Raw genomic sequence first — 14274 nt, 5'->3', positions numbered from 1 at the left:
CCCTTACTTCCCCACGGCACCGCGTGCGGCCCGTTTTCCCCATGGCGGAGCCCTCCGTGAAGGCTCCCCCAACAAGCCGTTCTCGGTGGCGATTTCGGGCACCGTAACGCGCGTAGACGGGCAGGGGAACAGGGTTTCTCTCTGCCGTTACCGATTCGTGCCGGTGCCGCGTTACGTCCACGCACGCGGGGTTACATGAGAGTGACGCAATACGACGAAGGGGTGCATTCCGGTAACTCCGGCGCACCCCTTCCCGGCTGTTGCTGAAAGCGGTTACGACGTCCTCGTCGCCGCGTCCAGCAGTGCGGCTGCGGTGAACAGTTCCACACCTACGGTGATGGCGTGCTCATCCGCGTCGAAGTTGCCCTGGTGCAGGTCGCGGACGGTTCGCTCACCCGGTGTCCGTACCCCCAACCTCGCCATCGCGCCCGGGACTTGCTCCAGGTACCAGGAGAAGTCCTCGCCGCCCAGGCTCTGTTCGGTGCCCTCCACGGACTCCGTGCCGCGCCTCGCGGTCATCGCGTCCCTCAACAGGCCGGTGACCTCGGGGTCGTTGACGACCGGGGGGACGCCCCTGACGTAGTTGATCTCCGACTTCGCGTGGTGCATGTTCGCGACCTCGTCGATCGCTGCGACGACGATGTCCGGGGCCTGGCGCCAGGCCTCGATGTCGAGGCAGCGGACCGTTCCCGACAGTTCCGCGTGCTGCGGGATCACGTTCGGGGCGTGGCCGCACTCGATCCTTCCCCAGGTGACGGCGAGTCCCGCGCGGGTGTCGACGCGGCGGCCGACCAGGGCGGGTACGTCGACGACCACGCGGGCCGCCGCTGTGACCAGGTCCGTGGTGAGGTGGGGGCGGGCGGTGTGGCCGCCGGGGCCGTCCAGAGCGATTTCGAGGCGGTCGCAGGCGGAGGTGATGGCGCCCTCCCTCAGGCCGATCTTGCCGGCGTCCACTCGGGGGTCGCAGTGGACGGCGATGATCCGCCCTACGCCGTCGAGCACGCCGTCCTCGATCGCGTCCGATGCTCCGCCGGGGAGGATCTCCTCCGCTGGCTGGAAGATCAGGCGTACGGGGCGGGGGAGCTTGCCTCGCCGGTGCAGGTCCGCGAGGACCAGGCCGGCGCCGAGGACGACGGTGGTGTGGACGTCGTGGCCGCAGGCGTGGGCTCGGTCGGGGACGGTGGAGCGGTAGGGGGAGGTGGTTTTGGTGTCGGGGATGGGGAGGGCGTCGATGTCTGCGCGGAGGGCGAAGATGCCGGGGGGTTTTACGGCGGGGGTGGCTGGGTCGGCGTTCAGGGGGGCCTTTACGCCGGGGGCCGGTGGAGCGGCGTCCAGGGAGGCGGTTACGCCGGGGGCGGTGGAGGTGGCGGGGGCGGGGGCGTTCACGCCGGGGGTCGACAGGGCGGCGGTGGCCTTGACGCCGGGGGCCGGTGGAGCGGCGTTCAGGGAGGTGCTTACGCCGGGGGCGGTGGGAGTCGCGGCGGCGGGGGTCTTCACGCCGAGGGCTGGCGGAGCAGCGTCCAGGGAGGTGCTTACGCCGGGGGCGGTGGGAGTCGCGGCGGCGGGGGTCTTCACGCCGAGGGCTGGCGGAGTGGCGTCCAGGGAGGCGCTTACGCCGGGGGCGGGGGAAGTCGCGGCGAGGGTGGCCTTCACGCCGGGGGCCGTCGAAGCGGCGGCCACGGGAGCCTTCACGCCGGGGGCCGTCGAAGCGGCGGCCACGGGAGCCTTCACGCCGGGGGCCGTCGAAGCGGCGGCCACGGGAGCCTTCACGCCGGGGGCGGTGGGAGTGGCGGTGCCGGGAGCCTTTACGCCGGGGGCCAGCAGAGCGGCGTCCAGAGGAGCCCTCACTCCGGGGGCCGTCGAAGCAGCGTCCAGGGGGGCCTTTGCGCCGGGAACCGGCGGAGTGGCGGTGCCGGGAGCCTTTACGCCGAGGGCCGGTGGAGCGGCGTCCAGGGGAGCCCTTGCGCCGGGGGCGGTGGAAGTGGCGGGGGTGGGGGGCTTTGTGCCGGGCGCGGTGAGGGCGGTGGCTGTGGTGCCGGGTGCCCTCTCCGTGCTCGCGGCTTCCGCCTCCGCATCCTCCTCCACGCCGATGTCGCATACGAGTCCGGTGCCCCCTGCCAGGACGCGCGGCTTCAGGCCCGCCTTCTCCAGGCGGGCCTTGATCGCGGCCGTCGTGCGGAACTCCTGGTTGCCGAGTTCGGGGTGCATGTGGACGTCGCGGCGGAAGGCCACGAGTTCGGCGAACAGGGCCTCCGGAAGGACGCCGGGGAGCTGGGTTCCGCCGACGGGGTCGGCCTCGGACTCTCGGGACATCAGTTGCTTCACCCTCTGAAGGGTAGGACGCCGAGGTGGTCAACTGACCCGCGATCCACAAAACTTCAGCCCGTCAGGCGAAGAAAAATGGCCGCGCGGCGCATGGCTGGCAGGGCGGATGGGTAAACTCGCCCGCTCGTGCGAGGGGTACCGCAAGGGGCGTTCCGCAAACCCGTCCGGGGTTACCCGGACCCCCACCCTTATCACGAGAGATCGACAGCACGCGGTTCCTGTCCACCTGGTGAAACCGGTTGCCCAGTGGTGACTTTGCGTAGCGGTCGGGCCCAGAGCAGGGTCACGGCGAGAACGGCACCGAGCGGAAACAGCCAGGGCAGGACGCCGTCCGTGGCGAACGGCCCGATGATCAACCCCGTTGCTCCGGCGGTGAGTTGGAGCGCAAGGGACTGGACGGAGAGCGCGGTGGCCCGCCGATCGTCGGGGACGCGGTGATGAAGCAGCTCGTTGAGGTTGGGATTGACGACACCGAGAGTGACGTAAAACACGACGTACCCAGCAACGGCGACGAGATCCCCACCGACAGCGAGCAACCCGAGCGCCCCCGCGACAACCCCGGTCCCCACGACAACGACCCGCCGCCCGCCCCCCAACAACGGCGCGACCTGACTCCCCCCGGCGGAACACAGAAACCCGAGGGTCGCAAGCCCGGCATACCCAACGGCACCGGACTCGGCAGCACCGGTAAACGCGGCGACGCGCCCCGGCGTAAGCAACTCGACAACGGCGAGCGCACTACCTGCTGCGGCGGCACTGAACATCACACGCCGAACGACGGCATCGCGTACGGCGAGCCGAAGACCGTCGAGGACGGTACTGGGGACCGCACGGAGGACACCCCCGAGGGTGGGCCGAGGCCGGGACGACTCACGCCGGGTGCCCCCGAGGCCCGCCGGAGGTGGTTCGCGCCGGGCATCCCCGAGATGTGTCCGGGGGCGGGGCGGGTCGTGCAGGGCGATGAGGGAGTGGGCTGTGAGGGCCAGTGCGAACAGTGACGCGAGCAGCATCGGGGTCGACAGGGGGACGATGGTTCCGCCGGTCGCTCTGCGCAGCTCGTCGCCGTATCCGTCCAGTGCCCACGGCAGCGCTCCCCCGGTGACCGTCCCGACCGCCAGCGCCACGGACGACGCGGTCGCGCCCCGTGCGAGGCCCGTACGCAGGTCAGCGGCCGGGCCCTCCTCGGCGCGTACCGAGTCGACGTACCAGGCCTCGGCCGGGCCGCTGGAGAGGGCCCGCGCGGCGCCGAGCAGGCCTGTGCCTACGCCGAGCAGCACGGCCGTACCGCCGAGGCCGATCAGCAGGAACGCGGCGCACATGAGGATGCCGGCGGCGGCCAGGACACCCCTGCGGCCGAGGACGTCGGAGAGTCCGCCGGTCGGCAGTTCCAGCGCGGCGGCGGTGAAGGAGTGCACGGAGATCAGCGCGGCGACGGTGCCGGGCGAGAGACCGCGCCCGGCGAGGAGGAGGACGAGGGGGGCGACACCGAGGCCGACGGGGAACCAGTAGAGGGCGGTGTTCGTGACGTAGCGGCGCCGGACGGGGTGGGTCACGGGTGGCCTCCGGGGGACGAGGGGTGAGGGTCCGCGGGGTACGGAAGCCGGGTCGGCCCGGGAATCGCCATCGCCCGCGCCCCCGCGACTTCTCCCCGGCCCGCCCTCCAACTCGCCCCCTCCTTCCCACCGACCACAAGTTCGCCAGCATCTCGCGGCGCCTCCCGCCCTCGGCTCCCTGTTCCTCCTCCGCCACCACCTCCACTCCCACCGCCCCGCTCCCACCCTCCCCACAGCCCGGAGTTCACCGGCATCTCGCAGCACCTCCCGCTCCCATCCCCACCCCCGCCCTACACATCCGCCCGCGGCAACCCCGCGAAAATCACGGCGACTTGACGGGCGCGCGGGTCGTCGGCGTCCCGGCGTCGGAGTTCCTCCACCTTCGCGTCGAGCAACTCCGTGAGTTCCAGGAGGGATTCAGGGGTCAGCCGGATCAGCGTGTCCGAGATGCCCGCCGCCCCGGTCCACTCCTCCCCCAGGAGCCCCACGGCGACATCGCTCTCGTACCGCCGCGCCGATGCCGCGAGGTGGTCCGCCTGGAGGCGCCTCGAAATGCCGACGAACTCCTGACCGACAGGGTCCTTCTCCATCGCCGCGTTGTCCCAGGACGTCACCCGGTGGACAGCCTTCCAACGGCGCTCACGACTGTCACGGTGCTCGGCCTCCGCAATGAACGCGTACTTCGCCAGCACCCGCAGGTGATAGCTCGCCGACGCCGAGGACTCCCCCGTCCGCACGGCCAGTTCACTCGCCGTCGCCGGACCGAACTGCCGGAGCAGGCCGAGGAGTTGGATACGCAAGGGATGCGTGAGGGCCTTGAGCGCGGCGGCGTCCCGGGTGGGGTCGAGGACGCGGCCCTGGCTGTCGTCACTGTCCATGAGCGGTGACGGTAACCGCTTGCACCACGTTTCCCAAAGAGTTTTTGCAAAAGTTCTTCGGGAGAACGGGCCCGTAAGGTCCGGCGGATACAGTCCCCCTCGTGACGGACGCGGACTTCATACACAACACCCGGGACTCGTACGACAAGATCGCCGAGGACTACACGGAGCAGTTCCCCAGCGGACTCGGCGACCGCCCCGTGGACCACGGACTGGTGCGCGCCTTCGCGGAGTTGGTACGGGCAAGAGGCACCGAACCCGTCGCCGACCTCGGCAGCGGGCCGGGCCACGTGACGGCCCACCTCCGCGACCTCGGCCTCCAGGTCTTCGGCGTCGACATCTCCCCCCGGATGGTGGCGCTGGCCCGCCGGACCCACCCCGGCCTCCGCTTCCACGTCGGCTCGATGACCGCGCTGGACCTGCCGGACCAGACCCTGGGCGGCATCTTCTCCCTCTTCTCGGTCATCCACGTCCCGGACGCCGAACTCCCGGCCCTGTGCAAGGAGTTCAGCCGCGTCCTGGTCCCCGGCGGCTACGCGTTCCTCTGCTTCCAGACCGACACGACCACCCGCCTGCGCCTCACCGAACGCTTCGGCCACGACATCACCCTCGACTACTACTGGCACGACCCAACGCGCTTCGCCCAACTCCTCGCGGAAGCGGGCCTCTTGGTAGAGGCCCACTGCATCCTGGAACCCCCGGAGGGGGCGAACAGACCGAGGGCGATCTTGCTGGCGAGGAAGGGGTAGGGGCGCGGGGCCGAGGCGGCAGGAGGAGCGGGGCGGAGGGCCGCGAGGCCGTGCGGCGGCCGTGGCGCGGCTCGGTGGAGCGAGGTACAGCAGGCGCTGGCGGCTCAGCTTGGCAAAGCGGCGTGCGGGCACAGGGAGCGGCAACGCGGCTCAGCGAAGCGGCAGGGGACGGTGAAGCTGCGCATGGCAGGCTCAGGGCAGCACGCGGCTCAGCGAAGCGGGGTGCGTACGGCAAGCACGGTGCGACACGACGCGGCTCGGTGAAGCAACGCGCGGCAGGCTCAAGGCAGCACAGCTCAGCGAAGCGGCGTACGGCGTCGGTGCGCGACCGTCAGGCGTACGTGGCTTGGTGAGCAACACCCCTACATACGACCCGAGTTGACTCGCGAAGCGGCCAGCTCCGCAGCACCCGGCGCACACCTCCCGCATACCCGCCGCCCGCACCCACGCCGCTCGCGTACTCGCCGCCCCCCTTCCTCACCCCCTCACTCCACCTCGCCGAGCCATGCCACGCGCCCCTCCGCCGCTTTGCCGAGCCGCGCCGCACCCACCGCACACCCCTCCACCTCGCCCCACACCGCTCACGTACTCACCACCCGCACCCACACCTATGCCGCCCCAACTAACCACCCCCTCCTCCCCGTTCCCTCACTCCGCCCCCTCCCTGAACTCCTCCGCCGCCCCCGGAATCACGATCGACCTGTCCCCCGCCGTCTCCAGCAACGCCCGCAACCCCTCCACCAACCCGGCCCGCACCCCCGGAGCCACCCCCTCGACCAGTTTCTCCACCTCGCAGCGGCGGTGGTCCAGGACTCGCTGTACGAGATCCTCGCCGCGCCCGGTGAGGCGAAGGACGACCTCCCGGCGGCTGACCTCGCTGGCCCGGCGATCGACCAGCCCGACCTGTTCCAGTCGCATCACGGACCGCAGCGCGGTGGAGGAGTTCACGCCCAACACCTCAGCCAGCACAGCCAACTTGACCGGCCCGCACCCCTCCAGCGCGACCAGCGTCCGCAACTGGGCCAGCGACAGCGACTCGTCGACTTCGGCGAGCGCCCGCGCCGAGATCCCCATCACCAGCCGGGACGCGGCCATCACGACGGACACGACATCGTCGGACTTCACGGGGGATTCATCCACGGTTGCGCACCGGCCACCGCAGCGCACCCCGAACCCGCCACCACAGCGCGCGCCACCGGGCCGAGCCGGTGCCGTACGGCCGTCCCACCGGTACCTCCCCCGTGTCCCGCCCCAGCGGAACCCCCTCCCGCGGATACTTCTCCGGCGCGTTCTCGTCCATGCGCTCTCCTGCCCCGATCCTCCGACGGAACGCAGCATCCACATCAGGGCCACGGATACACAAGCCCGCGGTCCGACAGATGGCATGTACGTACGCCGGAAGAGCGACGACGCAGGCCAGAGCCTCACCACACGCCCCGTCAGGCAGTACTCACCGACGCCAGCCGATGCACATCCCGCGCCGTCCCCGTCACGCCCGACAGAAAACCCTGCGCCCGGGGCGACGCATTGGTCGTCAGCCACTTCGGGTCGATATCGCAGACGGTGACACGGACACCCGTACCGACCAGGGCAATCGGCAGAGTGTGCACGACAGTTGAGGGAAAGCTCAGGATCGTACGGCCGATGGGCCCCCGGCGGGCGATGAGTTCGAGGGGGAGCTCGGGGCGGACGATCTCCAGGCCGGACTCGGTCTGGAGGCGGTGGAGCTTCTCGGTGGACTCACGGCGGTGCGCGAAGTAACGGGTCACACCGTGGGTCTTCGCGAGGTTCTGGACGGCCTCCAGATACCGCTCCTGGTCCACAACTCCCGTCTCCACAAGGGACGTTCCGACCATGTCGGCCCCCTTGGTGACGGTCGGCGGCCCGAACCGGTCCCGCGTCCACGCGAACGTGTTCTCCGTGATCCGCACCCCCTCGGGCACATCCTCGATGGGCATCGCCGAGAACACCTCGACACGCCGCCGCGCGGAGGGCGTGAGCCGGCGCCGCGCGGAGGAGGACACCGGCGCGAAGACGAGGTCACGCGGCCCGGGCCGCCCACCCTTGCGGTGCCACCGCACGAGCCGTTCCCCACGGGCGAGTTGACCGACGAACTCCATGGTCGCGGTCCCGTCGTCGACGACGACGAGTTCGGTGGCTTTGGTGATGGTCAGCAACAACTGCACGTACCGGGAGAAGGGATCGCCCATGACGACCCGCCGAGCCCTGCGCAGCAGCCGGGACAGCCCCCCAACTGTCCTGAACGGAGCGGAGGTTCCCCCACGCGCCTCCTCCCAGCGCACCACATGCCCTTCCTCGCGGGCGAGTTCGGCCATACGCCTCAACTGCCCCCGGGTCATGGGGTCGTTGGGAGCGAGCACAACCAGCACAAGCCCACCCTCGTCCCCCGCCCCCGACACCCCATCGGTGCCGGAAGCGTGGGCCGAGTCACCCCGCCCCGCCCCCAACTCGCGGGCATGCGCCCACTCCAGGACATTGAGCAGCTGCACCGGACTCTCGACGAACGCGAGAGTCGTGGGCGTGTCGGCGCGCGGGGTCATCCTCGTACGGCCAATCCGTCGTAAGGCGTAGCGGGGCACAGGGGTCAGACGGTGAGGGGCTCGCCCGCGGCGTCCGCGATCTCGGCCTCGGCGATGACGCCGGTGACGCGGCGGAGCTTCTTCATGGGGCCCAGCTCGGAGTCGTAGACCTTCTTGACGCCGTCGCCGAGGGACTCCTCGATGGTGCGGATGTCGCGGACGAGGCGCGTGAGGCCGCCGGGCTCGACGGAAGCGGCCTGGTCGGAGCCCCACATCGCGCGGTCGAGGGTGATGTGGCGCTCGACGAAGGCCGCGCCGAGGGCGACGGCGGCCAGCGTGGTCTGGAGGCCCGTCTCGTGGCCGGAGTAGCCGATCGGGACGTTGGGGTACTCGGCCTGGAGGGTGTTGATGACGCGCAGGTTCAGCTCCTCCGCCTTCGCCGGGTAGGTCGAAGTGGCGTGGCAGAGAAGGATGTTGTCGGAGCCGAGGACCTCGACGGCGTGCCGGATCTGCTTCGGCGTGGACATCCCGGTGGAGAGGATGACCGTACGGCCGGTACCGCGCAGGGCGCGCAGCAGCTCGTCGTCGGTGAGGGACGCGGAGGCGACCTTGTGCGCGGGGACGTCGAACTTCTCCAGGAACGCGACGGCCTCGGTGTCCCACGGGGACGCGAACCAGGCGATCCCCTTCGCCTTGCAGTACTCGTCGATCTTGCGGTACTCGTCCTCGCCGAACTCGACGCGGTGGCGGTAGTCGATGTACGTCATCCGGCCCCAGGGGGTGTCCCGCTCGATGTCCCACTGGTCGCGCGGCGTGCAGATCTCGGGGGTGCGCTTCTGGAACTTGACGGCGTCGCAGCCGGCTTCGGCGGCGGCGTCGATCAGCTTGAACGCGTTGTCGAGGTCACCGTTGTGGTTGATGCCGATCTCACCGCAGATGTAGACGGGGCGACCGGGGCCGGCCTCGCGCGAACCGAAGCTGCGGATACGGGAGTTGGTGCTCATGGCGGGGCGTTTCCTTACTGGGTGAGGGTGTCGAGCGAGGGTCCGAGGAGCCAGCCGGCGATCTCGCGGATCGCTCCGTCGCCGCCTGCTGTGGCGGTGACCGCGCGGGCGGCGCCCCGGACGACGTCGTGGGCGCTGGCCACAGCCACCGGCCAGCCGACGAGGGCGAAGCAGGGAAGGTCGTTGACGTCATTGCCGGCGTAGAGGACGCGCTCGGGCGAGATGCCCTGTTCCTCGCACCACTGCTTGAGCGCGAGGTCCTTGCGGTCGATGCCGTGCAGGACGGGGATCTTGAGCTTGCGGGCGCGGGCGGCGACCACGGGGTTCAGCTCGGTGGAGAGGATGAGCAGCTTCTTGCCGCTGCGGCGCAGGGCGGCGATGCCGAGTCCGTCGCCCCGGTGCACGGAGACGAACTCCCGGCCGTCCTGGTCGATCATGACCCGGTCGTCGGTCTGCGTCCCGTCGAAGTCGATGACGACGGCGTCGACTTCGACGCCGGTCGGCAGACCGCCGGCCCTCTCGGAGTCGAAGAGGGGCGCCAACGCCCTTGCGCGCGCGAGGTCGTGGGGGTCGTCGATCTCCAACACCCGTGCGGGGTCGGTGCGGACGAGTTCGGTGCGGCCGAAGAAGCGGTGGTTGTGGGTGCGGAACCCGGCCGCGTTCATCGCGTACGCGGCGCCGGTCTCCAGGAAGTCCTGCGGCCGGTCCTGGCGGCGGGGCCGGTACGCCTTGTCGTGGTTGACGCCCTGCCCGCCCTCGGTCTCCTCGCGCCACACGAATCCGTGGAACGCGGCGACAGTTACGGCGGTGTCGGCGCCCTTCTCGACGACGGCGGCGGCGACCCCCTCGACGTCCTCGCGGCTCACGAACGGGCTGGTGCACTGCACGAGCAGCACGACGTCCACGGGCGCACCGTGCGCGGCCTCGTGGGCGTCCATCGCGTGCAGGACGGCGGCCTCGGAGGTCGCGGTGTCCCCGGCGATGACGGCGGGCCGCAGCACGACTTCGGCCCCGGCCTCGCGCGCGGCGGCGGCGATGCTGTGATCGTCGGTGGAGACGACGACATCGGTGACCAGGCGCGCGGCCAGGCACTCCCGTACGGCTCTCGCCACCAGCGGCACACCCCCGACCGGCGCGAGGTTCTTCGCGGGCACACCCTTGGAGCCGCCCCGCGCGGGAATCACGGCAAGCACCCGACGCGACGAACCGCCTTGCGCTGCTTGCGAGTTGGACATGGAGGGAACTCCTTGTACGGAATCGGGGGGCACCGGGGAGCTGTGGCGCGCACCTGAGGCAGCCGCGCCGCTCACAGCTCGCCCATCCGCCGGATCACCGGCGCCACGCGCTGCACCCCGTGCCGGTAGGCGCCCCGGGCGGCGCGGCGGACGATCTGGCGGACGGGGCCGGGTGTCTTGTCGGCGGCCGGGGCACCGGGCAGCGGCGTGCCGTCGGGGCCGAGGTGGTGGCGGGCGAGGATGCCGGGGAGGTAACCCGGCGCGGTGGCCTGCGTGTAGTACGGCTGGAGCGCCGGAAGCCCCGACCGGTCGAGCAGCTTGGCGATCCGCTCGCGGGCCGCGTCGAAGGCGTTCTCGTACGTGCCGTCGGCGCAGACGCCCTGCCGCGACACCCACTCCTCGTCCGCCACCGGCCGGTGCCCGGCGTCGAGTTGCTCCCAGGACGCGAGGCACCCGGAGCCGACGAAGTGGTGGTTGCCGAGGGATTCCCGGATGCCGAGGTCGGTGAGGACGACGGTCGGGATGCGGCGGTGGAGCGATTCGAGCGCGGCCGTGGAGCTGATGGTCACCAGCAGGTCGGTGCGGTCGAGGACCTCGCCCATGTTCCCGTACACCAGCCGGAAGTTGGCCGGGAGGTCCTTGCTCTGGGCGAGCTTCTGGTAGGGCAACTCCTCGATGTGGGTGGTGTGTTCACCCGGCCGGGAGCGCAGCTTGAGCAGCACCTCGCGGTCGGGGTGCAGCCGGGCGTGCTGGACGAGGCGGTCCAGCAGGTACGTACGGTCCTTGCGGCTCTCCGGCACGGAGGGCTGCGCGGCGAACACCACGGTGTACGGCTGGTGTTCACCCGTGTAGGGCGCACCCCCCAGGAACGGCAGGGCGACTTCGGTCACCGCCGAGGAGTCGGCGCCGACCCCGTCGTACACGGCCTTGAAACGGTCCGCGTCCTGGCGGGAGTTGGCGAGGACGAGGTCCGCGCCGTGCCGCAGGAGCAGGCCGTCGGCGAGCTTCTCGTAGACGACACCGACGTACCCGGTGACGACGACGGGCCGGGGCTTGTCCTCCCAGACGCGCTTCAGGCCGTGGAGCATGGCCTGCACGCCGCCGCCGACGAGCGACAGGACGAGGACGTCGTAGGACTCGGCGCCCATCGCGCGCAGGAACTCGACGGCCGTGACCTCGCGCAGCGAGTCCGCGGCGATCCCCACCTCGGCGAGCTGCCGGGGTGTGGGGGTCGCGCGTCCGCGCAGCAGATAACCGTCCAGAATGGGTTCCCGGCCGCTGTCGGGAGCTATGCGCCGTGCGGTGCGGGCTCCCCATTTCCAGCGAGTGTCGGAGTCCGCCAGGACAGCGATCTTGAGGGGTGTCGAAGTACGTGGTGGCACAGCACGAGAGACTAGTAAGGCAAAATCCGGCATCGCGAAAACCAAGACTCAACAAAAAGTGAACAGCACCCTACCGAGCGGCCAACTGGGCCGTGGAATCATGGAAAGCAGCCAGGATGCACATTCCCGACGCATCGAGTTCACCGCCCGTACAGCTTCCGGACGCTTCTCCCGCCGCGCCGCCTCCTAGGCTCACTCAGGTGCCCAAGCTCTCCGTGATCGTGCCCTGTTACAACGTGCAGCACCTCGTACTGGACACCCTCAGAAGCCTCCAGGCGAACGCGCGCGAGGATTTCGAGTTCGTCCTTGTCGACGACAAGTCGAAGGACGACACCGCGGCTGTTCTGGAACGCGCGGCCGAGACCCTCTCGAAAGTCTCCCAGGTGCAGGTCGTCCGCCCCGAGAAGAACGGCGGACTGGCCACCGCGCGTAATAACGGACTGAATGTGGCGCGCGGTGAATATCTGACATTCCTGGACGGCGACGACTGGTACGCCCGCGGTTTCCTGGCCGAATTGGTCGATTCGATCGAGAAACTCGGCTGTGATTTCGTCCGTGTCGATCATGTGCAGACGACGGCCCGCGCCCGCGCGATCTTCCGCCACCCCGAGGGCCGCCGGAACGTCGTCCTGGACCCCCGCGACTCGATCCTCCCGGCGGACCGCTCGTCCTCGGTCGACTACCCCTACGCGTGGGCCGGTGTCTACCACCGCCGCCTCGTCGACAAGGGTCTGCTGCACTTCACGGACGGGCTGCGCACCGCCGAGGACCGGCCCTGGATCTGGAAGCTGCACCGCGAGGCCGAGTCGTTCGCGGTGGCCGACCTGCACGGCATCTTCTACCGGCGGGGCGTCGCCAACTCCCTTACCCAGATCGGCGATGTGCGCCAACTGGACTTCATCCGCGCCTTCGACCAGGTGATCGCGGAGACCTCGAAGGACCCGGACGCCGACCGGCTGCTGCCGAAGGCGGTCCGTACGTACCTCGCGATCATCGCCCACCATCTGTCGGAGATCGAGAAGTTCGAGCCGGCGGTGGCCAAACTGCTGCGGGTGCGCAGCGCCGCCGCCATCCAGCGGCTGCCGCAGGGACTCCTCACGGACGTGCTCGACACCATGGACATCGAGCGCTCCGCCAAGCTGCGGCGGCTGCGCCGCAAGGTCACGACAGCGAAGGCGGCTGCCTGATGCCCCGCACGACCCAGATCTACGTCGCCTCCACGCTGTACGGCGTGGCGACGATCGCCGCCGCGATGGACTCGGACGTCTTCCCGGCGGCGGACCGCAGGCTGCTGCTGGTGTGCAACAACGCCAACGCCCCTGAGACGGTGGACACGTTGGAGGCGATGCCGGGGTTCGCGCCGCTGCGCCGCCGGTTCGACGGAGTGCTGTCCTGGAACGACGCGATCAGCCCGTTCCACCCGAGCACCTGGTCGCCGCGCGCCGACGACACCGTGCTCTTCGAGCGGTACCTGAGGATGCTGTGGGACCTCGGGGACGACCGGATCGAGATCGTCCTGGAGTCGCTCCAGGTCAACCCCGCCCAGGCGATCGCCGCTTGCTTCTTCGGCGCCCCGGTCGACGTGTACGCGGACGGCCTGATGACGTACGGCCCGACCCGCAACAAGGTCGATCCGCTGATCGGCACGCGGGTCCGCCGGGTCCTGCACCTGGACCTGGTCCCCGGCGAAGTCCCGCTGGCGCTCACGGAGTTCGGGGTCCCCGCCGAGATCGTGCCGACGGACGCGTTCCTCAAGGTGCTCGGCGAAATCACGGACACCGCCGAGGAGTTGCCGCGTCTGCCGGTCAACTCGGCGCTGCTGCTGGGCCAGTACCTCGCCGCCCTCGACATCCTCACCGTCGAGGAGGAAGAGGAGCTGCACGTACGGATGTTGCGCGGCGCGGTCGCCAAGGGGCACACCTCGATCGCGTTCAAGCCGCACCCCTCCGCACCGGCCGGGTACAGCAAGGCACTTGAGGCGGCGGCGCGGGAAGTCGGCGCGGAACTCCTGGTGCTGGACACGCCGGTCCTCGCGGAGGTGCTGTTCGCGACCGCCGAACCGGCCCTGGTCGTGGGCTGCTTCTCCACCGCTCTGTTCACGGCGAAGGAGTTCTACGGCATCCCCGTCGCGCGGGTCGGCACGCCGCTGATGCTGGAGCGGCTCGTCCCCTTCCAGAACAGCAACCGCGTACCGGTGATCCTCGCGGACGCGCTGCTGCCCGACCTGGAGGGCAAGGACCAACCCGTCGCCATGGACGACCTGTTGGAGACGATGGGCTTCGTCATGCAGGCCCAGATCTACCCGTACCTGCGGCCCGTGGCGGAGAAGTACCTCGCCTCCCGCCTCACCCCGCGCACCCAGCGCTACTTCCGGCGCCGCCGCCTCACCGCGCTCGGCCTGCCCGGCGGCATCCCGGCCCGCCTCGCGTTCCTGCCCCGCAACGCCACCGCGCGCAGGGTCGTACGACGGGCCCGCGCGCTGAAGAAGTCCGTGAAGAAGTAACCCGGCAGGGCGCCGGGATGAACATTCGGCGACGAGTGGACGCACGGTCCGTTCCTCGCACAGACGTACCCAACCGGCGCCCTACGATCCCCCATGACCACCTCT

The 14274-nt window shown here is 70.5% G+C and carries 12 protein-coding genes and 1 pseudogene; 3 read left to right on the top strand and 10 right to left on the bottom strand.

What is annotated here, in order from left to right:
• Positions 1-273: 273 nt before the first annotated feature.
• The 4 genes and pseudogenes from J8M50_RS29915 to J8M50_RS29900 all read right to left on the bottom strand — a co-directional run bounded on the left by J8M50_RS29915 (position 274) and on the right by J8M50_RS29900 (position 4756).
• Positions 274-1401 carry an amidohydrolase gene (locus tag J8M50_RS29915; RefSeq protein WP_238565833.1) on the bottom strand — a complete coding sequence of 376 codons (1128 nt, stop codon included), beginning with the start codon at positions 1399-1401 and terminating at the stop codon, positions 274-276.
• Positions 1402-1968: 567 nt separating this feature from the next.
• A pseudogene (locus J8M50_RS29910) lies at positions 1969-2313 on the bottom strand (amidohydrolase); the annotation flags it as partial.
• 203 nt (positions 2314-2516) lie between these two features.
• Positions 2517-3878 (bottom strand): MFS transporter, encoded by a 1362-nt coding sequence (locus J8M50_RS29905; protein ID WP_010351899.1) that lies wholly within the window; start codon positions 3876-3878, stop codon positions 2517-2519.
• A gap of 290 nt (positions 3879-4168) precedes the next feature.
• Complete coding sequence (locus J8M50_RS29900) at positions 4169-4756, bottom strand: winged helix-turn-helix domain-containing protein (RefSeq protein ID WP_010351898.1); 588 nt, start codon at positions 4754-4756, stop codon at positions 4169-4171.
• Between the two features lie 101 nt (positions 4757-4857).
• On the opposite strand from J8M50_RS29900, the gene J8M50_RS29895 reads away from it, so the two are divergent.
• Positions 4858-5505: a class I SAM-dependent DNA methyltransferase gene (locus tag J8M50_RS29895; RefSeq protein WP_010351897.1), complete on the top strand. Its 648-nt coding sequence runs from the start codon at positions 4858-4860 to the stop codon at positions 5503-5505.
• A 648-nt stretch (positions 5506-6153) separates the two neighbouring features.
• On the opposite strand, the gene J8M50_RS29890 is transcribed toward J8M50_RS29895, so the two are convergent.
• From J8M50_RS29890 to J8M50_RS29865, 6 genes are all read right to left on the bottom strand, one after another.
• Positions 6154-6630, bottom strand: a complete 477-nt coding sequence (locus J8M50_RS29890) for a MarR family winged helix-turn-helix transcriptional regulator (protein ID WP_010351896.1) — start codon at positions 6628-6630, stop codon at positions 6154-6156.
• Positions 6631-6637: 7 nt separating this feature from the next.
• Entirely contained in the window at positions 6638-6805 is a 168-nt protein-coding gene (locus tag J8M50_RS29885; protein WP_010351895.1) for a hypothetical protein, read from the bottom strand.
• A 139-nt stretch (positions 6806-6944) separates the two neighbouring features.
• The gene (locus tag J8M50_RS29880) at positions 6945-8066 is read right to left on the bottom strand and encodes a hypothetical protein (protein ID WP_010351894.1); all 1122 of its coding nucleotides are present in this window, start codon (positions 8064-8066) and stop codon (positions 6945-6947) included.
• Positions 8067-8110: 44 nt separating this feature from the next.
• Positions 8111-9049 carry an N-acetylneuraminate synthase family protein gene (locus J8M50_RS29875; RefSeq protein WP_010351893.1) on the bottom strand — a complete coding sequence of 313 codons (939 nt, stop codon included), beginning with the start codon at positions 9047-9049 and terminating at the stop codon, positions 8111-8113.
• A 14-nt stretch (positions 9050-9063) separates the two neighbouring features.
• The gene (locus J8M50_RS29870; RefSeq protein WP_029183602.1) at positions 9064-10284 is read right to left on the bottom strand and encodes an acylneuraminate cytidylyltransferase; all 1221 of its coding nucleotides are present in this window, start codon (positions 10282-10284) and stop codon (positions 9064-9066) included.
• A 71-nt stretch (positions 10285-10355) separates the two neighbouring features.
• A complete protein-coding gene (locus J8M50_RS29865) occupies positions 10356-11666 on the bottom strand; it encodes a DUF6716 putative glycosyltransferase (RefSeq protein ID WP_029183601.1) in 1311 nt (436 codons plus the stop codon).
• A 200-nt stretch (positions 11667-11866) separates the two neighbouring features.
• On the opposite strand from J8M50_RS29865, the gene J8M50_RS29860 reads away from it, so the two are divergent.
• Both J8M50_RS29860 and J8M50_RS29855 read left to right on the top strand, forming a co-directional pair.
• Positions 11867-12853: a glycosyltransferase family 2 protein gene (locus tag J8M50_RS29860; protein ID WP_010351890.1), complete on the top strand. Its 987-nt coding sequence runs from the start codon at positions 11867-11869 to the stop codon at positions 12851-12853.
• Positions 12853-14169: an alpha-2,8-polysialyltransferase family protein gene (locus tag J8M50_RS29855; protein ID WP_010351889.1), complete on the top strand. Its 1317-nt coding sequence runs from the start codon at positions 12853-12855 to the stop codon at positions 14167-14169. The genes J8M50_RS29860 and J8M50_RS29855 overlap by 1 nt, the downstream gene beginning before the upstream one ends.
• Positions 14170-14274: the final 105 nt, after the last annotated feature.

It is taken from the genome of Streptomyces acidiscabies (assembly GCF_020010905.1).
GTDB classification, from domain to species: domain Bacteria; phylum Actinomycetota; class Actinomycetes; order Streptomycetales; family Streptomycetaceae; genus Streptomyces; species Streptomyces acidiscabies.
This window is presented reverse-complemented; position numbering and strand designations above follow the sequence as displayed.